Consider the following 20,918-nt stretch of genomic DNA (forward strand, 5'->3'; position numbering starts at 1 on the left):
TGGGAGAGTAGGTCACTGCCGCCATGCTTTTGTATTGTGTGGGGTGTTAGTCCTGTTGGGGCTGGCACCCCACACACGTGTTTAACCCACAAGGCCACAGTGAATAGGCCTATAGGACACTTGGTGTTGGTTTTATCGGGACTTTTCGGCTTGCTAGCAGGCTAAAGTCGGGTTCAAACTCGGTTTGACTCGAGTTTTTGGATGGACAAAACGTGTTGGTTTAACCCAGACTTTCCCGCATTCTGACGCGGAAAAGCCCGGATTGAAGATCTGCTTTCCACCCATTTTCCCGCTCAGCACTCTCCCAAGCCCTGCGCGTACGCAAAGCGCGCCGTCGTCCGCGTATACAAGCGTTTGGCCGCCCCCACGCACCCAGGGTACGCGGGGAGGGCGTCCGCCGCCGTATGACCCGCAAAGCAACGGATTCGCACGCTTAACGGTGGACCCTGGCGAGGGCCAATCCGCTGCATATGCGAACGGTGCGGGGCGCAGGAAACGGCGTACGCACGGGAGTACGACTCGGGTCGGGGCCTGCGCGGCGGGCTAAATCTAGGGATATCTACGGTATCGTAACCAACACATTTTGTCCTATAGCCCGACGAATAGGTTTTTGCATAATCTAGACGCGGTGAACTACTTTGATTTAAAGTAGTTCAAGGAAGTCACGTAGTTGTGACTTTCGTTGGTTGCGCCACGCAAATGGGAACTAGGCGTGGCGACCGATATTGTGCTCAAGCAAGGAGCTTGATCACAGGAAGGCTACGCCGTGTTGAATATTAGAAAACGCGCAGCGGCTGTCACAGCTACGCTCGCCGTCATGTGCGGGGGGGGGGTCTTGCTTCCGCTAGCTTCGCGTCGGAAATAGGTCCGAATGGTGCTGACGGAAGCTCCGATTATTCTGCGCCTGCAGGCGAGCATCTCACCGCAACGTGGGATGCTCTTTCTGGAACTCTGACCGTCTCGGGTTATGGTGAACTCGACCGCGAACAATGGCTAACGATTAAAAAGCCACATTGCGAGAATAATACTGCACCGGCGAACCGGATTATTTTCAAGCCGGACGCGGATAAGACAATCTCATTCCCGCAGTATTCAAGCATTTTGTTTAGTCAATGCGCCGCTGCTGATATCCAATTCCCAGAGAAGGGCATTGATACCAGCAAGGCTACAACGATGATGGCAATGTTCAACGGTGCTGCAAAGGCGAATCCCAACGTGGCCAATTGGGATACTCGAAACGTTACCGATATGAACAGCATGTTCCTCCATGCAACGAGCGCCGATCCGGATGTCTCTAGGTGGAACACCGGAAAAGTCACCGACATGCACTCTATGTTCCGAGATGCCACCTCGGCGAATCCAGTCGTAACCGGCTGGGACACCTCGAATGTGACAAATATGAGTGATATGTTCTACCAAGCCACACGTGCCAACCCTGATGTGACGGCGTGGAAGACCGGCAACGTCACCACAATGGCAAATATGTTTTGGAGTGCAGAATCGGCTAACCCGAACGTTGCGAATTGGGACACCAGCAAGGTGACAGACATGGACTCCATGTTTGCTCATGCCAAGCAAGCGAACCCAGACGTTTCGAACTGGGATACCGGGAACGTCACCACAATGGCAAGTATGTTCAAGGGCGCGAAGTCGGCCAACCCGAATGTAGCCAGCTGGGATACCAGCAATGTCACGAATATGAGCTCGATGTTCGCGAGTGCTTCTATGGCAAACCCCGATACGTCGAAGTGGAAGACCGGCAACGTCACCACAATGGCAAGTATGTTCGAGGACGCAAGCTCAGCTAATCCAAACGTTGCCGACTGGGATACCAGCAATGTCACGAATATGAGCTCCATGTTTGCTAATGCCACAAAGGCGAATCCCGATGTCTCGAAATGGCATACCGGGAATGTTACAGACATGAGCAGGATGTTCACATGGGCTTTTGTGGCTCAGCCGAACGTCGCCAATTGGGATACTGGCAACGTTACAAATATGAATAGCATGTTTGCTGTTGCTGTCTCCGCGAATCCCGATGTCTCAAAATGGAATATGGGTAAAGTAACCGATATCAACCAGATGTTTGAGATGGATAACTTCGCGCAGTTCCTCGATATTGCAAACTGGGGCACCCTTCCTGCCTCGCTTGATTCAGTTTTCGCGACGAGCTCACCCGCGGTCATTAGACTCACCGGTCGCCAAGTGAAAGCACTTGCGCAGGGGACAAATAACTTTAAGTTCCAGAAAGACGTTCCCTTTAATATCGTGGAAGAGAGCGAATCTGCTGACGTTCCGCTTCCACTGAGATCAGAAGCGGTCATGGGACAGAACGCTAACGAACTCTTCAGTATCGCCGATACACTTCGCGATGATGCGGTGTACTACGTGCGCCCGAACATGATGGTGGGAGTCACGGTTGCGCCATTGAGCGTCGTGGAGGGGAGCCCGGCGCCTAGCCTGGAGCTCACGACCAATCCCGAAGGATTCTCGACGTGTCTGGAAGGCCAACCTGCTCTGACGTACACCGCGGAAACTAAACCCGGTGAATATCCGATCACCCAAGGAAGCGTGAAAGTCAAAGCCGAATGTGCGGCGGGGTACGGAATCACATTTGAGGATTCTTCGTTAACGGTAACAGCTCACGAAGTCACCCCACCGGCACCGAAGCCGACTCCGTCCGTTCCGAACACCGGCAATATGTTCTACGTTTCGAATAACTGGACTTCCACGGTTGCTGAGCATATGTTCTCTTACGGTCGCGCCGGTGACCAGGTGCTCGTTGGGGACTGGGATGGTGACGGCGTGGATACCTTTGCGGTGCGCCGCGGAAACATTCTGTACGTAAAGAACTCCGTGCAGGGAGGCCAGGCTGATCACGTCTTCTCCTACGGCCGCGCGAGCGACGAGATCGTCGTCGGTGATTTCGACGGGGACGGTAAGGATACTTTCGCGGTACGCCGCGGGAATGCTTACCATGTCCTCAACTCGCTGCACAGCGGGGCTGCCGACCAAGTTATCTACTACGGGCGTGCCAATGATGCCGTCTACACCGGTGACTTCGATGGTGACGGCGTGGATACCTTTGCGGTACGCCGCGGCAATATGTACTACGTCAAGAACAGCATTGCCTCGGGTGTGGCCGATAGCGTCTTCTCCTACGGGCGGGACGGTGACACGACCCTCCTGGGGGATTTCGATGGTGACGGCGTAGATACTTTCGCGGTGCGCCGCGGCAATACCATCTACGTGAAGAACTCTCTGACGCCTGGTGATGCTGATCGGGTCCTGGCCTACGGGCGGGTTTCTGACACCCTTTACATCGGTGACTGGGATGGAGATGGCATCGATACCCCGGCGGTACGCCGCTAAATTCTCGTGACGCTCCGGCTACGTCGTCTTCTAGCCGGGCAAGGGCCCCGCTCCGTTTCGTGAGCGGGGCCCGTTTATGTGCGGCTAGCCGGATCGGCTCACATAGCGACAATTGGGCGGATGCGTCGCCAGGGCTCAACCTTGTCGTAAGGGTGTGGTACCGTCCGATACATGATCGGCACGCCGCCTTCGGATAGCGACATGCACGCGGGTTGCTCGCGGGGGCTAGCTGCGCCGTCGTACCTTAGGTACACGCGAAATGGAGGTAAGAATGAAACGTTGGGGAGCGCTGTGCGCGGTGCTCGCATTCGCCCTGGGCGCCTGCGGAACCACCGGGAAAACCGAAGGGAATTCCCCGAAGGAAGGCGCCGCATCCGCACCGGCCGCTGAAGCGCAAGCATCCGCGCCCGCCACCACCGCGGTAGCCGTGCCCGATCCACGCTGCCTCACCGGAATGGTGACCGTCGATCCGCTCCCCGAACCGCATCCGGCGCAGCCCGCCGCCGTCAACCTTCCCGTCACCATCACGGACGCCAGCGGCGCGAAAGTGACCGTGACCGATGCTTCGCGAGTGGTGACCCTCGATATGTCCGCCGCGATCTCGCAAACGCTCATCGCCCTCGGGCTGGGCAACACCATCGCGGGCCGCACCGTATCCGATACCGAGCCGAGCCTCGCGGACGTGCCGGTGGTCACCGAGAGTGGGCACAGCGTGAACGCTGAGGCAGTACTGCGCCTCGCCCCGACCCTGATCCTCACCGACGGCACTATCCGCGGGGCCGAAGGTGCTCTCGCGCAACTCGAAGCATCCGGTATTCCGGTGGTGCGGCTGACGCGTGCAACAAAGTTCGACGACGCGCCCGCTCGCGCGGCGGAAGTCGCCCGCGCCGTGGGAGCCGGGCAGGCGGGTGAAGAACTGGCCGCCCAGATTTCCCAATCCATCGCGCAGGCGCGGATCGACGTCGCCCAGCTGGCCCCGGCCGACCCGCTGCGGATGGTCTTCCTCAATATTCGCCCCCAGGCCGGGCTGTTTATGCTGCTCGGGAGCGAATCGGGCGCCAGCGACGTGATTGACGCGGTGGGCGGGCGCGATATGGCCGGGGAGGCGGGAGTCACCAAGGCCAGGCCCGCCAGCCAGGAAGCGCTGCTCGTTGCCAACCCGGAAGTTATTATCGTGATGACCAATGGGCTGGGCGCGCTCGGCGGGATTGAGGCGCTCGAAGGGCAACCCGGGATCTCGCAAACCGACGCCGGTAAGAAACAGCGCGTGCTCGCCATCCCCGATAATCTTTCCCTCGGATTCGGTCCGCAAAGTGGCGATCTTATTCGCGCGATGGGCCAGGCGCTTTACACTGCCCAGTAGCGGCACCATGCCGGCAGCGGTGGGAGCGCATTGCCGGCACGTAGCGGCACCACGCCGGCAGCGGCGGGAACACATCTCCGGCAAGTAGAGGGAACACGCCACGCGGCGTGGGAAACGCGAGCGGTAGTGTGCCCGCGGTAGCACAGCACGAAGGGAAAGTACGAAAGGACAGTGAGAGGATGACCGTGGCCCAGCGCCCCAGCTCGCGCGAGGGACATCCGCATTCTTCGCCAGCCGGGCATGCCGCCCGGTCGGCACAAGGCCCCAGCTCGCGGCAGCGCCCTGGCCCGCGCGGGGCGGATCCGATTTCCGCACCCGGGCGCCGCGCCGCACTCATCGCGGCCTGCCTGCGCCTGGCCACCATCGCGGCGATTATTGCCGGGTACGTGACGGCGGCCCGCGCCAGCGCGGGGTTTTTGGGTAGTCAGGAGCTGCTCGGTAGCTCGGCTCCAGCTGCCGGCGTACCGGGTGGCACCGCGGCACCGCTGAATACCGGCCACCTTTGGCTCGCGGCCGGCTTCTTCGCCCTCGCCGCCGCCTGCGCGGTAGCCGAACGAGTGGGCAGCACCGGGGCGGCCCGCGCGGAGGAACGCCGGCTACGCGGTCGGCTCCTCGAACGCACCTTCACGCTCGCCCGCACCGGCACCCCCACGCCCTATACCGCCGGGCGGCTCCTCCCGCTCCTCACCGATAGCGTCGAACGCATCACCAACTACCGGCAGGGCTACGTGGGCACCACCATCGGCGCGCTGCTCGCCCCGTTCCTCACCCTCGCCTTTATCGGCATCGCCATCGACCCGGTGATCGGCTTCGGCGTGATGGCCGCCCTCCCGCTTATCCCCGCCGGCATCGGCCTCTTCTTCCGGTTCTTCCGCCGTGCCTCCACCGAATCGCGCCGCGCGCGCGACACCCTCGTGGATAGCTACCTCGACGCCATCCGCAATATGACCACCATCCGCCTCTTTAACGCCGGGGAACGCACCGAAGCCGACCTGGCCCGCCGCGGCGAAGCCAACCGCCGCGCCATTATGCGGATGCTGGCCGGCAACCAAATCGTCATTATCGTGATGGACGGCCTGGTCGGACTCCTCCTCATCTGCCTGACCGCCGGGCTCACCACCGCCCGCGCCGCGCAACTCGCTCCGTGGCAAGCCCTCGCCGTGGCCCTCCTCGCGGTGGTGCTCCTCGAACCACTCTCGCAGGTAGCCGGCTTCTTCTACATCGGGATGGGCGGGCGCGCCGCCCAAAAAGCCATCACCCGGTACCTCGCCATCTCTCCGCGTATATTGCACGACGGCGCAGCTGCGGCTCCCAGCATCGTTGAGGATTCAGGTGCGGCGGAGAGCGACGGCGCCACCCCGCCTGCCAGCGCCGCCCCGCTCATCACCGTGAATAACGCCGCGGTGAATTACGGGCGTGAAGAGGTGCTAACCTCGGCGAATCTGCGCGTGGCGCGCGGGGAACGCCTCGCGATTGTGGGAGTGAGCGGAGCCGGGAAATCCACCCTGCTCGCGCTGCTGCGCGGAGCCCTGCGCCCGCAAGCCGGGAGCGTGCAGATTGGCGCGATCCACGTGGATGCTGAGAGCGGTGACCTGGCGCAGTTGCGCGCGCGCAGCGCCGTCGTCGCCCAAACAACGTGGATGTTTACCGGAAGCCTCGCAGATAACCTGCGTCTGGCGCGCCCGGATGCTACCGCGGAGCAGATGTGGGAGGCCCTGCGGCGCGCCCAGGTCGCCGAGGACGTGGCACGCATGCCGGAAGGGCTCGATACCTACCTCGGGGAGGATTCCGCCTTGATTTCCGGCGGGCAGGCGCAGCGCATCTCCCTGGCGCGGGCGTTTTTGGCCGGGCGGACCCTGCTGCTGCTCGACGAGCCCACCGCGCAGGTCGACCTCGAATCCGAAGATCGGATTTGCGCGGCGTTGGCGGGGCTGGGCCCCGAGTACACGCTTGTTATGGTCACGCACCGTCCCGCCTTGGCGGCGCTGGCGGACCGGGTGGTGCGGGTCCGCGACGGAATTCTCGAGGAGGTCAGCGATGTCCACGCCGAGTAATAATGCCGCGCGTGAGAGCAATGGCGCCGTGCGGTGCGGGAATGGCGCGCGCGAGGCTGACGGCGCCGCGCCGGGGCTGCGCACCGTGCTGCGCTGGCTGCTCTCCCTCACCCGCCCCGTGCACGGCCCGCTCGCCCTCTCCACCCTATGCCGGGCCGCCGGTCAGGTGGCCGATATTGGGCTGTTCGCGGTGGCGACCTACGGGATGGTGGCGGCCGTGAGCAGCGGCGGGGGAGCGGGCTTCCTCTGGGCTGTGGCCCTCCTCGCGCTCCTCAAAGCCGCCCTGCGCTACCTCGAACAATTCACCGGGCACTACGTGGCTTTCCGGGCCCTCGAGCTGCTGCGCACCCGCGTTTTTGCCAGCCTGTGGCCCAAGGCCCCCGGGATTATGGCGCGCTCGCGTTCGGGGGATATCGTCGCCTCCCTCACCCGCGATATTGACCGCATCGAAGTGGTCTACGCCCATACGGTGGCCCCGGTGGTCTGCGCCTACGTGCTCACCCCCGCCGCGCTGCTGGTGGGCGGCGCGCTGCTCGGGTGGAACGCGATGGCGCTGCCGGCCGTGGCCGCGGCGCTCGCCCTCGCCGTGATTCCGTACGCGGGTACCCGGCGTGCAATTGATGCGACGACGGCGCAACTCGCCGCCCGCGCCGATCTGGCCGCGCACGTAACCGATTCGCTCTACGGCCTCGAAGATGTGCTCGTCTTCGGCCGCACCGTCGACCGGGTGGAAGAAACAGCGGCCCTGGGGGCGAAAGTCGCCACCGGTGGATCTTTCCCGGCCTGGGTGGCCGGGCTGCGTCGCGGGGCGAATATTATTGCCGCCGGGATGAGCGCGGCGTGGATTATCGCGGTGGGAGTGAGCGATCCGAGTATCTCGCTGCCGCTCGCGGCGGCCGGCGCGGTGGCGGCGTTGCGGGTATGGGAAGGGCCCCAGGCTCTCGAAGATGCGGCGTCGTCCCTCGATGCGTCGCTGGCGGCCGCGCGGCGCATTTATGCCCTCGCGCACGCGCCCCAGCCGTGCCCGGACGGCCCCGGGATCCTCATGCCCGAACGCGGGCTCTCCGTGGAATTCGACAACGTCCACTACACCTACCCGGAACGCGAGCGTGAAGTGCTGCGCGGGGTGAGCCTGCGCATTCCCGCCGGCTCCCACACGGTGCTGGCCGGGCGTTCCGGCTCGGGTAAATCCACCCTGGTGCATCTGCTGGAACGCTACGATGATCCGACGTCCGGGACGGTGCGCATCGGCGGGATTCCCACCACGGACCTCAACGTCTCTTCGCTACACGCCTGCGTGGTGGGGGTGTCCCAAAAGAGCCAGATCGTGGCCGGGACCATCGCCGATAACCTGCGGCTCGGAGTACCGAAGGCCACCGAAACTGAGCTGTGGCGCGCCCTAGCCGTAGCCGGGCTAGATAGCGATGTGCGGGCCATGCCGGAAGGATTGAATACCCGGGTGGGAGGCGGTACCTCGCACGGGCGGCCCACCGGATATGCGCTCTCGGGCGGGCAGGTGCAGCGCCTGTGCCTGGCCCGCGCCGTGCTTATGCACCCGGCCGTCCTCATCCTTGATGAATTCGCCGCGGCCCTCAATAGCGAACTTGAAGTGCGCATCCGCGCCAATCTGCGTGCCGCCCTGCCCGAAGCCACCCTTATTGAAGTGAGCCATCGTCTTGATGCGGTGCGCGAAGCCGATACTGTGGCGGTGCTCTCCGGTGGGCGCCTGGTGCTGGCCGGCCCTCCCGCTGAAGTCACCGAAGCGCGGGTGCGGGAAGCGGTGCGGGAGAACGGTACTGCGCCGCGCCATTAGCGCTCCGTACAACATTAAGGCAAGATAGACAGGATGAGTGGACAGCGCGGCAACCAGGGGCACGCGGCCACCGCGCTCCCCGCGGTGCCCGGCGCGCCAACGGCGCCGACCCTGCCCGCCGGCATAAAAGCACGCCGCCACCGGCGCTTCTGGACTTTCCTCATCCTCACCGTACTCCTCGCTCTGGGCATGCTCCTCTCCGCACACCTGGGCCAATTCCCCGTCACCGTGGGGGATGTAGCGCGGGCCGTTGCCGCCCGCTTCGGGCTGGCTGCGCCCCCGGAAGACCCCCTCGTCATGGCGGCGCTCTGGAATATTCGCTTCCCCCGCATCTGCTTAGGTGTCCTGGTGGGCGGGGCGCTCGCGGTGGCCGGCGCCGTCATGCAGGCGGTTTTCTCCAATCCGCTGGCCGAACCGGGAATTATCGGGGTGTCCTCCGGATGCGCTTTCGGAGCCGCCCTCACCATGGTCTTTGTTCCCGGAGCCCTGGGCGGGTTCTCGGTACCGCTGGGGGCCTTCGCCGCCGGGCTTGTCACCTCCGCCACCGTCTACCTGCTGGCGCGCTCGCACGGACGCGCCGAAACTCTCACCCTGGTGCTTACCGGCATCGCCGTGACCGCGGTGGCCTCCGCCCTCACCTCCATCGCCACCTACCTGGCCGATACCAATGCCCGCGAACAAATCGTGTTCTGGCAGATGGGATCGCTGGCCGGGGCCTCCTGGTTCCAGGTCGCCGTGGTGGGCGCGGTGGTTGGCATCGGCATCCTTGGCGCCCTCGCGCTGGCCGGCCGCCTCGACCTGCTCAGCCTGGGGGAGCGCGAAGCCGGACACGTGGGCGTGAACGTCGCCGCCCTGCGCGCCGCCGCCATCGTGCTCACCGCCATCCTCACCGCCGCCGCCGTGTGCTTCGCCGGCGTGATCGGCTTCGTGGGCCTCATTGTTCCGCACGTGCTGCGCCTTCTCATGGGCCCCATGAATCGGATGCTCATCCCCGCCGCGCTCCTGGGCGGGGCGGTGCTCCTCACCTACGCCGACCTCGCGGCCCGCACCCTCGTGCCCTTCGCGGAACTCCCCATCGGAATCTTCACGGCGCTGGTGGGCGGCCCCACCTTCTTCATCCTGCTGCGCAAGAACCTGCGAGGTGCCCGTGGTTGATCTCTTCTCCGCGGTGGGCGGGCCGGCCGGGGCGCTTCGCGCCGAGCACCTCAATTTCGCCTACGGCACCCACCGGGTTCTCCACGACGTCAGCATCACCGCACGCCCCGGGCGCGTCCTCGGGGTGCTCGGCCCCAATGGCACCGGAAAATCCACCCTGCTTTCCCTGCTGGCCGGCGACCTCAGCCCCACCTCCGGGAACGTGCGCATCGGCGCCACCTCCGTCACCTCCCTTTCCTGGCGGGAGCTGGCGCGCCTGCGCGCCGTCATGCCGCAAAACTCCACCTTCCCCTTCGCCTACCTGGTGCGCGACCTGGTGGCCATGGGCCTCGGATCCGGGAACGGGGCCGGGCGAGGCGGCGGCGCAGCACGGGGCAACGGTGCCGGGCGTGGGAACGGGGCGGCAGGCGCAAGCGCCAACACCCAGAACGGGGCCGGCAACGGCAGGGCCGCGGATGCCGCCATTATCGACGCCGCCCTGCGCGCCGCCGACGTCACCCACCTCCAGGACCGCGATGTCACCCGCCTCTCGGGCGGCGAACAGGCCCGCGTGACCTTCGCGCGGGTGCTCGCCCAGCGCGCCGGGGTGGTGCTCCTCGATGAGCCGACCGCCGCCCTCGATATTTCCCACCAGCAGCGCCTCCTCGAGCTGTGCCGGCGCCTGGCGGCCGGCGGGCACACCGTCGTCGCCGTGCTGCACGATATTCAACTGGCCGGCGCGCTCTGCGATGACGTGGTCCTCTTGCGCCACGGCCGGGTGGAAGCGGCCGGCACCCCGCGCCAGGTACTCACCTCTGAGCTACTCACCCGGGTGTACGAATGGCCGATCCGAGTGGAGACGCTGCGGGATGGGACCATCGTCGTCGTTCCTACCACCGCAACCACGTCCGCAAAGTGAGAAAGCAATTCTCACTACGTGGACACAGCTAGACTAAAGATCACGGCGGCACCGCCCGCCACCACAACACACGATACGAAGGGGAATAATGGCGCAGCTGCGATCGGCAACCTCAACAACAGGCCGGAATATGGCCGGGGCGCGGGCACTCTGGCGCGCCACCGGGATGGGCTCGGAAGATTTCGGAAAACCGATTATTGCCATCGCTAATTCCTTCACCCAATTCGTTCCCGGGCACGTGCATCTGCGCAACGTCGGGAAAATCGTGGCGGACGTCATCCAGGCGAACGGCGGGGTGGCGCGCGAATTTAATACCATTGCCGTGGACGACGGCATCGCCATGGGTCACGAGGGCATGCTTTACTCGCTGCCCAGCCGCGAAATTATTGCCGACTCCATCGAATATATGTGCAATGCGCATACCGTGGACGCCCTCGTCTGCATTTCTAATTGCGATAAAATTACGCCCGGTATGCTCATCGCGGCCATGCGCCTGAATATTCCCACTATTTTTGTGTCCGGCGGTCCCATGGAGGCGGGCAAACCGGTGGAAGGCGTCGTTGATCATAATATTGACCTGATCGACGCCATGGCCCTGGCCGTGGACGATTCCATCACGGACGATGAGCTCGCGCGCGTGGAAGAAAACGCCTGCCCCACCTGCGGTTCCTGCTCGGGCATGTTCACCGCAAATTCCATGAATTGCCTGACCGAAGCGCTGGGCATGTCCCTCCCCGGCAACGGTTCCACCCTCGCCACCGCCACCCGACGCCGCCGGCTTTTCGAAGAGGCCGGGAAACGCATCGTCGCGCTCACGAAACGTTTTTATAACGACGACGACGCCAGCGTGCTGCCGCGCAATATTATGACGAAAGCGGCTTTTACCAACGCCATGTCCATGGATGTGGCCATGGGCGGCTCCACCAATACTGTGCTTCATATTTTGGCCATCGCCCAGGAAGGGCATGTAGATTTCACGCTCGCGGATATTGATGCGCTTTCACGGCGGGTGCCCTGCATGGTCAAGCTCGCCCCGAATTCCACCGAATTCCATATTCAGGATTTCCACCGCGCCGGCGGGATCCCGGCGCTGCTCGGGGAAATGTACCGGGCGGGGATGCTCGATGATTCGGTGCACTCGGTGCATTCCGATGACCTGAAATCCTGGCTGGAAACCTGGGATATTCGCGGGGTGGCGCCCTCCGAGCAGGCCCGTGATCTTTTCAGTGCCGCGCCGGGGAACGTGCGCACCACCCGCGCATTTTCGCAGGATTCCACTTGGGAAAGCCCGGATCTGGACGGGGAGCACGGCTGTATTCGCAGCGCTGACCACGCCTACACCAAGGACGGTGGGCTGTGTGTACTGCGCGGGAACCTTGCCGAGGACGGTGCGGTTATTAAAACGGCCGGGATTAGCGAAGAGCTTTTCCATTTCGAAGGGCGGGCCCGGGTGGTCGATTCCCAAGAGGCCGCCGTCGAACTTATTTTGTCCAAAGCGGTGGAACCGGGCGATATTGTGGTGATCCGCTACGAGGGCCCCAAGGGCGGGCCCGGGATGCAAGAAATGCTGTATCCCACCTCCTACCTCAAGGGTCTGGGGCTCGGGAAGGTGTGCGGGCTCATTACCGACGGGCGTTTTTCCGGGGGAACGTCGGGCCTGTCCATCGGGCACGTGTCCCCGGAGGCAGCCGCTGGCGGCAATATTGCGCTGCTGTGCGAAGGTGATCATATTATTATCGACGTGCCCACCCGGTTGCTCGCCATGGATGTGTCCGAAGAAGAACTGGCTGAGCGGCGCGCCCAGATGGGGGAGCTGCCCTGGCGCCCGGAGAAGCGGGACCGGCATGTTTCCAAGGCGTTGCGGGCCTACGCCATGATGACCACCTCGGCGGATCGCGGGGCGGTGCGGGTGGTGGACGGCCGGGTGGATTAGGAGCCCGGCGCGCGCACGGGCCGCGGCCGTGGGTTCGCGGGCCGGTGCCTCCACGCTGCCGTGCGCGGGCCCCGGCCCGCTATTAGCTACTCGTCGAAGGCCGGGCTGAGTTCGTGGGGTGGTTCCATGAGCCAGTGCCGGTCGGTGATCATGCGCGCGGCCGCCACCCCGGCACCTACCGCGCAGATCACCAGAACCACATTGGTGAGCGCGCCGGCTGCCTGGGCGATCTGCCCGGCATTAATGGCGTGCAGGCCGCGGAAAAATACCACCCCGGGAATCATGACGACGACGGCCGGCACGCTCAGCGAGACCCGGGAAAAACGGGTACGGCGAGTGAGTAGGTGGGCGAGCACCCCGGCCCCGAGGGCCGCGAGGAAAACCGCGGCCACATTATAGAAACCGGCATCCTGGGCGGTCAGGCGCGCGGCATTGACAATCGCGCCGATGGCACCGGCCAGCAGCGCGGCGCCCTGCTCCGCGGTAAAAAGCATGGCGAAACCGTAGGATGCCACGAAGGTGGCGGCACCGCGCGCCAGGGCCAGCCACGGCTCGGGGATCACGTAGGCGGCATGCGGGGCAATATCCGTACTGAAAATAACGGTGACCACCCAGACCGCCATCCCGGCGGCCAGCATGAGCATGGTGACATAGGCCCCGCGGGTGAGCCCGGCGGAAAAATCAGCGCGAATCGTATCGAGCATCGCGGTGACCAGCGGGAAACCGGGAATGAGGAAGAGGAGGGCGGAAACCACCCCGGCTTCGTGCACCACCGCGATATCCCAACACGCCTCAGCAACGCCTACCGTGGTCAGGTAGAGCAGCGCGGCCAGCGCCCCCACCAGGAACCAAATCCCGAAATGATTGACGAGGCGGCGGGCCAGCCAGCCGCGCGCCGCCTGCCCCACGCTCGCCGCGAAGAAGACCGCGGCGCATTCCACCACCCCGCCCCGGTTGAGGAAACAGAAACAGGCGCAGGCCAGCCCGGACACCAGCGCCAGCACCCAGGCCGGATAGCTGCGGGCCCGCGCAATCGCCTCATCGAGAACGCTCGTGACCTGCGCGGGAGTGGAGCCGGGCGGGAGGGCATCGATAGCCACAATAAGCGCGTCAATACGGGCGGCATTCACGCCGAGCGCGCGCTGCTCCCCGGTGAGGGTGCACACATCCCCGTAGCCGTAGCACGTAACCGTGATCTCCGTGAAGGAGACCGCGGCGTGGGTGGTGCGGATTCCCAGGGCGTGGGCGGTGCGCTCCATGGAGTGCTTGACCCGATACGCGGAGGCGCCACTGGCAAGGAGGAGTAAGCCGGCGCGCAAAACAGCCCGTGCGGCGTAGCGCAGGTGGCTCGGGTGCTGCGGGGCGGGCGGCCGGTGCGAAAAGGTCACGCGTCTAGAGTACGCTTCCCGAAAAACCACGGAAAACTGTCCGAACAATGAAACCGAAATCCACGATGTGAGACAGATTGATGTTTTTAGCGCTCGGGGACCGCGCTCCGGTAGTCTGAAGGGCATGGCTCAGATTCTTCTTATTATCGTAGTGAGGTAGCGCGCACCACCGGTTGCGCGCTCCCCTCACGTGAGGGGATTTTTTATGCGCCAACCACCACGCTTGCACCCCGCTCGGTAACGCAAGAAGAACAGGCCCGAAGAACCAGGTGAACCAGGTTGAAGGAGGAACCATGGCCGCATCCGAGATGAATGCATCCGCGATGAGCGCGTCGGCCGCGTCCCACCGGGACCATCCCGGTGAGATCCGCGAAAAAATGGACGGCGCCCGCGCCATTGTCCGCACCTTAGCGGAACTCGGTGTTGATGTCGTCTTCGGGCTGCCCGGCGGAGCTATTTTGCCCACCTACGACCCGATGTACGATAGCGATTCTCCCCGCCATATCCTGGTGCGCCACGAACAGGGCGGCGGGCACGCCGCCGAAGGCTACGCGCTGGCCACCGGGCGCGTGGGCGTGGTAATGGCCACCTCCGGGCCGGGGGCTACCAACCTCGTCACCCCGCTGCTTGATGCCAATATGGATTCGGTCCCGCTGGTGGCCATCACCGGCCAGGTGGGAGCGGCGGCCATCGGAACCGATGCCTTCCAGGAAGCCGATATCGTGGGTGCCACCATGCCCATGGTCAAGCATTCTTTCCTCGTCACCGATGCCGATGATATTCCGGCCCGCCTGGCCGAAGCTTTTTACTTGGCGGCGAGCGGGCGCCCCGGCCCCGTCCTCGTGGATATCGCGAAATCCGCGCAGAACCAAGAAACAGAATTTGTGTGGCCCCCGCGCTTGGACCTGCCCGGATACCGCCCGGCCAGCCAGCCGGATTCCGCCGCGGTACGCGAAGCTGCCCGGCTTATTGCCACCGCCTCCCGCCCCGTGCTCTACGTGGGGGGAGGGGCGGTGCGCGCCCGGGTTTCCCGCGAGGTCACCGAACTGAGCGACCTCACCGGCGCGCCGGTGGTCACCACCCTGCCGGCCCGCGGCACCGTACCCGATTCCCATCCCCATAACCTGGGGATGCCGGGAATGCACGGCACCGTTCCCGCGGTGGGATCCCTCCAGCGCAGCGATCTCATCGTGGCGCTGGGCGCGCGTTTCGATGACCGCGTGACCGGGGCCCTGGACGGTTTCGCGCCGAAGGCGAAAGTTATCCACCTCGATATTGACCCGGCCGAAGTATCCAAGAACCGCAGCGCGGACGTGGCGATTATCGGGGATTTGGCGCAATCCGTTCCCGCACTCCTCGCGGAGGTGCGCGCGGCCCGCGCCCAGTACGGGGAAGCGAATCTGGAACCCTGGTGGGGCTACCTCAACCGCCTGCGGGAAACCTACCCGGCCGGCTACACGCCCACGGAGGATGGCCTCGTCTCCCCGCAATACGTGATCGAGCGCCTGGGCGCCGTGGCCGGAAGTGAAGACACCATCTGGGTGACCGGGGTGGGCCAGCACCAAATGTGGGCCTCGCAATTCTTGCACTTCGAGCATCCGCACCGCTGGCTCTCCTCCGGGGGAGCGGGCACCATGGGCTACGGTATCCCGGCAGGTATGGGCGCGAAAGTGGGCCAGCCCGAACGCACCGTATGGGTGATCGACGGCGATGGCTCCTTCCAGATGACCAATCAGGAACTGGCCACCTGCCGCCTCAATAACATCAATATCAAAGTGGCTGTTATTAATAACTCTTCGCTGGGGATGGTGCGCCAGTGGCAGACCCTCTTCTACGAGGGGCGCTATTCCTTCACCGACCTGGAAACCGGGAATAATACCCGCCGTATCCCCGATTTCGTCAAACTTGCCGAGGCCTATGATTGCGCAGCCTGGCGCGTGGAGAAGAAGGACGACGTCGACACCGCCATCCAGCGCGCCATGGAGATCAATGACCGCCCCGTCGTTATTGACTTTATTACCTCACCGGATGCGGAAGTGTGGCCGATGGTTGCCGCCGGGGTATCCAATGATGAGATTATGTACGCCAAGGGGCTGCGCCCCGAAGTGGATGAGAACTTCGCGTGAGTAGCGCATTTTCGCCGCTCGAGCCGCCACGAAAGGAAGGATAACAATGCCGCAGCGCCACACGCTCTCCGTACTGGTGGAGAATAAACCCGGAGTGCTCACGCGGGTGGCCGGGCTCTTCGCCCGCCGCGCGTTCAATATTCATTCGCTCGCCGTGGGAGAAACGGAAAACCCGGCGCTCTCGCGTATCACCGTGGTGGTTGATGCCGCGGTGCAACCCCTCGAACAGGTGGCCAAACAGCTCAATAAGCTGGTCAACGTCATCAAAATCGTGGAATTGGACAGTGAGGAAGCGGTGCTGCGCCGCCTCGTCCTCATTAAAGTGGGCGCTGATGATACGACCCGCTCCCACGTGGTGCAGGTGGTGGATCTTTTCCGCGCCCACGTGGTGGATATGGTGCCGGATGCCGTCACCATTGAAGCCACCGGCTCCGACCGCAAGATCGGCGCCCTGCTCACCGCCCTGGAACCCTACGGGATCCGGGAAATTGTGCAGTCGGGAACCGTGGCGCTCGGGCGCGGAGCGCATTCGCTTTCCGAACGCGTCACCGCCGATATGGCGGGAGACCCGGGCAACTTCCCGGAGGAGCTTGCCCGCGGGCGCATCTAAGCTAGAGCGGCGCGCGGCCCGCTGGTGGCGTCGTCGTACTTAATACGGGCCCGCACGCAACGCGGCGCCGTGACCGCAACGAAACCGAAACCGAGACAACGACAACCGTGGGGCCTGGCCCCGACCCAACAAAAGGAGAAAACCATGGCAGAAATTTTCCATGATGCCGATGCCGATCTGTCCCTCATCCAGTCGAAGAAGGTTGCCATTATTGGCTACGGGTCGCAGGGGCACGCCCACGCGCTCAACCTGCGCGATTCCGGTGTGGACGTGGTGGTGGGCCTGCGCGAAGGCTCCAGCTCCGTGGCGAAAGCGCAGGAGCAGGGCCTGACGGTGCGCTCCGTGGCCGATGCCACCAAGGAAGCGGACGTCGTGATGATTCTGGTGCCGGACCAGACCCAGCGCGGGCTGTGGGCCGCGGAAATCGAACCGAATCTCAAGGCCGACGCCGCGGTGTTCTTCGCCCACGGTTTCAATATTCACTACGGCTACATCAAGCCCGCCAGCGGCCACGATGTGTGCATGGTGGCGCCGAAGGGCCCGGGGCATACGGTGCGCCGCCAGTACGAAGACGGCCGCGGGGTGCCGGTGCTCGTCTGCGTGGAACAGGACGCCTCCGGGCAGGCCTGGGACGTGGCGCTGTCCTACGCCGCGGCGATCGGCGGCACCCGCGCCGGTGCCATCAAGACCACCTTCAAGGAAGAGACCGAAACGGATCTCTTCGGCGAGCAGACCGTGCTGTGCGGCGGGGTTTCCCAGCTCATCACCTACGGTTTCGAGACCCTGGTGGAAGCCGGGTACCAGCCGGAAATGGCCTACTTTGAGGTGTGCCACGAACTCAAGCTCATCGTTGATCTCATTAACGAAGGCGGGCTGACCAAGCAGCGCTGGTCCTGCTCGGATACGGCCGAATACGGCGATTATGTGTCCGGCCCGCGCGTGATCACCCCGGATGTCAAGGAACATATGAAGGACGTGCTGGCCGATATCCAGAACGGTTCCTTCGCCAAGCGTTTCATTGACGACCAGGATGCCGGCGCCCCCGAATTTAAGAAGCTGCGCGCCGAACACGAGCGCCACCCGCTGGAGGCCACCGGGCGCGAGGTGCGTTCCATGTTCGCGTGGAATACCGACGTGGACGCCGACTACACCGACGGCCAGACGGCGCGCTAAGCGACGTGACCACGGTGCGTTCGTGACGGCGCGTGCACGGTGCGCTCGCGACGGTGCGTGACGGTGCGCGAAACCGTGCGCGCTGTGGGCGCGCGACGTGACCACCGTTGTTGCCGTTCCCAGGTGGGGCGGCTAGGATGAGCGCCAGTTAGCCGGCCCGCTCGCGGCGAGGTACCGCGGGTGGGCCGGTTTGCATGAGTTCAGTTCTGTTGGGAGAAAGGCCGCAGATGCGTCGTCGTTCCGCTTTCGCTTTCCTCGGGGTACTGGCCTTCGGCCTTGCTGCCTGCACCGATACTTCGGACGCACCGGGGGTGAAACCTACCGTGGCCGCCACCACAGATAGTACGATGGCGCCCAGCGGGCCCACCGCCAGCGCAACTCCGAGCGCAACTAAAGAACCCGCTCATTTAGTGCCCATCCAGCGCGGCGCCAATGTGGTGACGGAGAAAATCCCGGCGCCCCTCGATCAATGGGGCGGCATTCCCATCGGGGCTGACGGGGTAGCCGGAAGCGTCAATGAAGGCAAGCCGGTGGTGCGGGTGTACTCCGATTACTGGTGCCCTTGGTGCAATGACCTGGTGCGCGACCACGGCGAAGAACTCATCCAAATGGCCAAAGACGGGAAGATCACCCTGGTCTACCACCCGAATATGCGCTTCGAGGAATCGCCCTACAGCGTCAAGGGGGAGCAGGCCGAAGTGTGGTTTGCCGTTAACGCCCCCGATAAATACCTCGATTTCCACGAGTTGCTCTACAAAGAAGGCTCCATCCCGGTGGTCAAGCACGTGGACCGTGCCCAGCGCCAGCAGCCCGATCCGGCTCTGATTGAAGAATTTGCCACCCGGGTGGGATTGGATGCGGCGCAACTGGAAAGCTTGCGCACCACGCTGGCCGGGGATGAGTACCTCCCCCTCCTCAAGCAGCTGCGCGAACAATTCCTCGCGGACGGCATGAAGTACATTCCCGCCGTTGTTATTGACGAGAAACTGGTGAGCGACCCGAATAACGGCAACCTGGATCAATTCCTCGCGCCGCTGAAGTAAGTGGGCGATAGCGAGCGGTGCTGGGTGTGCGGCGGGCGCGGTGCTGCCCGGTTGTAATGCGGCGTGCTAGGTGTGTGGGCGCGCGCGGGGCGAAGCGGGAGAAAAAACTGTCGTAGCGGCGTGGCACAATAGAGGCCATGAAAGCCATCATGACTGTGACCGGAGTGGACCGCACCGGAATTATTGCGGCCGTCTCCGCTGAACTCGCCCGCCTCGGAGTGAATATCATCAACGTGACGCAAACCCTCATGGATGAGTACTTCACCATGATCCTCGAAGTGGCACTCCCGGAGGGCAGCTCCATCACCCAGGTGCAGCAGGCCATGGCGGAGCTAGGCACCGCGGAAGCACTCGAAATCCACGTGCAGGCGGATTCCATTTTCCGCGCCATGCATCGCGTCTAGGGTCGGCCGGTGTAATGGGCCGGTCCGGTGCCTATAGCCGGCCGGCGCACACGAACGGCACAGCAGCGCCCGCGGGAACCACGCACAGAAGCGAGAACGCGCACAATAGCATGCACGGGAATACGCACACCAACGTGCATGGGAACGCGCATAAAAACGGGAGAATACTTATGTATGCCAGCAGTGAGCCCACTGCCCAAAATATTCTAGAAACCCTCGCGATGATTCGCGAGGACCGCCTCGATATCCGCACCGTCACCATGGGTATTTCCCTGCTGGACTGCGCGGATTCTGATGGCGAGCGCGCTCGCGAACGGGCCCGCGCCCGCATTATGGAGCGGGCCGCGCGCCTGGTGCCCGTGGCCCAGGAAATCGAAGCGGAATTGGGCATCCCCATTATTAATAAGCGCATTTCCGTGACCCCAATTGCTATGGTGGCCGCGGCAAGCGGGGAAAAAGACCTCACCCCGTGGGCGGTTATGCTCGATGAATGCGCCCGGGAGATCGGCGTGGATTTCGTGGGTGGGTTCTCCGCCCTGGTGGAAAAGGGCATGACGCGCGCGGACGAGGCGCTTATCGATTCGATTCCCGCCGCGCTGGCCGCCACCTCGGTGGTGTGCTCCTCCGTCAATATCGGGACGTCGCGGGCCGGAATTAATATGAGCGCGGTGGCGCGCATGGGGGAGACCATTTGCGAGCTCGCCGCTCGCACGGATAAGGGTTCCGGGGCTGCTCGGCTGGTTGTTTTTGCTAATTCGGTGGGGGATAATCCCTTCATGGCCGGGGCTTTCCACGGGGTGGAAATGCCCGATTGCGTGGTGTCTGTAGGGGTATCCGGGCCGGGCGTTATTACCCGGGCGATTACGGCGGCGGAGGGCGCCTCCTTCGACGAGCTCGCGGAAGAAATCAAGCGCAGTGCTTTCAAGATCACCCGCATGGGGGAGTTGGTGGGGCAGCTGGCCGCCCAGCGGCTCGGGGTGCCCTTCGGGGTTGTTGATCTTTCTTTGGCTCCCACGCCGGAAGTGGGAGATTCGGTGGCGCGGGCCCTGGAAGCCATGGGCCTGGAACGCGTCGGCGCCCACGGCACCACCGCGGCCCTCGCCCTCCTCAACGACGCGGTGAAGAAGGGCGGGCTCATGGCTTGCTCGCACGTGGGCGGGCTCTCCGGTTCCTTCATCCCGGTCTCCGAGGACGAAGGCATGATCGAAGCCGCGCGGCTCGGCGCCATTAGCCTGGCCAAACTCGAAGCCATGACCGCGATTTGCTCGGTGGGCCTGGATATGATCGCGGTGCCTGGGGATACCCCGGCCGCCACCATCGCCGGCATGATCGCCGACGAAGCCGCCATCGGCATCATGAACTCCAAGACCACCGCCGTGCGGGTCATCCCCGCGACGGGCTTGAGCGAAGGCGATACCGTGGAATTCGGCGGGCTGCTCGGCAGTGCGCCGGTCATGCCGGTCAGCCCTTATTCCAGCGCGGCCTTCATCGCCCGCGGGGGCACCATCCCGGCGCCGGTACACGCATTCAAGAATTAGGCGGCGGTTCCGGCGGGGCTGCGGTTGCGCGGCCTCGCCGCTGTTCGT

The 20,918-nt window shown here is 64.1% G+C and carries 14 protein-coding genes; 13 read left to right on the forward strand and 1 reads right to left on the reverse strand.

What is annotated here, in order from left to right:
- Positions 1-1,101: 1,101 nt before the first annotated feature.
- The 7 genes from ACRQEC_RS09385 (at position 1,102) to ilvD (ending at position 12,588) form a co-directional block, all read left to right on the forward strand.
- A complete protein-coding gene (locus ACRQEC_RS09385) occupies positions 1,102-3,372 on the forward strand; it encodes a BspA family leucine-rich repeat surface protein (RefSeq protein WP_301575471.1) in 2,271 nt (756 codons plus the stop codon).
- 271 nt (positions 3,373-3,643) lie between these two features.
- Entirely contained in the window at positions 3,644-4,735 is a 1,092-nt protein-coding gene (locus ACRQEC_RS09390; RefSeq protein ID WP_284890564.1) for a heme/hemin ABC transporter substrate-binding protein, read from the forward strand.
- Positions 4,736-4,914: 179 nt separating this feature from the next.
- Positions 4,915-6,789, forward strand: coding sequence for an ATP-binding cassette domain-containing protein (locus ACRQEC_RS09395; RefSeq protein WP_284890561.1), 1,875 nt, complete (start codon positions 4,915-4,917; stop codon positions 6,787-6,789).
- Complete coding sequence (locus tag ACRQEC_RS09400) at positions 6,773-8,602, forward strand: amino acid ABC transporter ATP-binding/permease protein (RefSeq protein ID WP_284890559.1); 1,830 nt, start codon at positions 6,773-6,775, stop codon at positions 8,600-8,602. Before ACRQEC_RS09395 ends, ACRQEC_RS09400 begins: the two co-directional genes overlap by 17 nt.
- A 33-nt stretch (positions 8,603-8,635) precedes the next feature.
- Complete coding sequence (locus ACRQEC_RS09405; protein WP_284890557.1) at positions 8,636-9,757, forward strand: FecCD family ABC transporter permease; 1,122 nt, start codon at positions 8,636-8,638, stop codon at positions 9,755-9,757.
- Positions 9,744-10,655, forward strand: a complete 912-nt coding sequence (locus ACRQEC_RS09410) for an ABC transporter ATP-binding protein (protein WP_435730300.1) — start codon at positions 9,744-9,746, stop codon at positions 10,653-10,655. The genes ACRQEC_RS09405 and ACRQEC_RS09410 overlap by 14 nt, the downstream gene beginning before the upstream one ends.
- A gap of 88 nt (positions 10,656-10,743) precedes the next feature.
- Positions 10,744-12,588 (forward strand): dihydroxy-acid dehydratase, encoded by a 1,845-nt coding sequence (gene ilvD, locus ACRQEC_RS09415; protein ID WP_284890552.1) that lies wholly within the window; start codon positions 10,744-10,746, stop codon positions 12,586-12,588.
- Positions 12,589-12,674: 86 nt separating this feature from the next.
- On the opposite strand, the gene ACRQEC_RS09420 is transcribed toward ilvD, so the two are convergent.
- Positions 12,675-13,976 (reverse strand): threonine/serine exporter family protein, encoded by a 1,302-nt coding sequence (locus ACRQEC_RS09420; RefSeq protein WP_284890550.1) that lies wholly within the window; start codon positions 13,974-13,976, stop codon positions 12,675-12,677.
- A 308-nt stretch (positions 13,977-14,284) separates the two neighbouring features.
- On the opposite strand from ACRQEC_RS09420, the gene ACRQEC_RS09425 reads away from it, so the two are divergent.
- The 6 genes from ACRQEC_RS09425 to ACRQEC_RS09450 all read left to right on the forward strand — a co-directional run bounded on the left by ACRQEC_RS09425 (position 14,285) and on the right by ACRQEC_RS09450 (position 20,870).
- Positions 14,285-16,102, forward strand: a complete 1,818-nt coding sequence (locus tag ACRQEC_RS09425; protein WP_284890567.1) for an acetolactate synthase large subunit — start codon at positions 14,285-14,287, stop codon at positions 16,100-16,102.
- A gap of 46 nt (positions 16,103-16,148) precedes the next feature.
- The gene (gene ilvN / locus ACRQEC_RS09430) at positions 16,149-16,712 is read left to right on the forward strand and encodes an acetolactate synthase small subunit (RefSeq protein WP_026429557.1); all 564 of its coding nucleotides are present in this window, start codon (positions 16,149-16,151) and stop codon (positions 16,710-16,712) included.
- A gap of 144 nt (positions 16,713-16,856) precedes the next feature.
- Positions 16,857-17,885, forward strand: a complete 1,029-nt coding sequence (gene ilvC / locus ACRQEC_RS09435) for a ketol-acid reductoisomerase (protein WP_284890549.1) — start codon at positions 16,857-16,859, stop codon at positions 17,883-17,885.
- A gap of 227 nt (positions 17,886-18,112) precedes the next feature.
- Positions 18,113-18,928, forward strand: a complete 816-nt coding sequence (locus ACRQEC_RS09440; RefSeq protein ID WP_284890547.1) for a DsbA family protein — start codon at positions 18,113-18,115, stop codon at positions 18,926-18,928.
- Between the two features lie 137 nt (positions 18,929-19,065).
- On the forward strand, positions 19,066-19,332 hold the full coding sequence (locus ACRQEC_RS09445; protein ID WP_026429560.1) for an ACT domain-containing protein: 267 nt from the start codon (positions 19,066-19,068) through the stop codon (positions 19,330-19,332).
- A 170-nt stretch (positions 19,333-19,502) separates the two neighbouring features.
- Positions 19,503-20,870 (forward strand): PFL family protein, encoded by a 1,368-nt coding sequence (locus tag ACRQEC_RS09450; RefSeq protein WP_284890543.1) that lies wholly within the window; start codon positions 19,503-19,505, stop codon positions 20,868-20,870.
- The last annotated feature ends 48 nt before the right edge of the window (positions 20,871-20,918 follow it).

This window comes from Actinotignum saccati (assembly GCF_051265055.1).
In the GTDB taxonomy this organism is placed as follows: domain Bacteria; phylum Actinomycetota; class Actinomycetes; order Actinomycetales; family Actinomycetaceae; genus Actinotignum.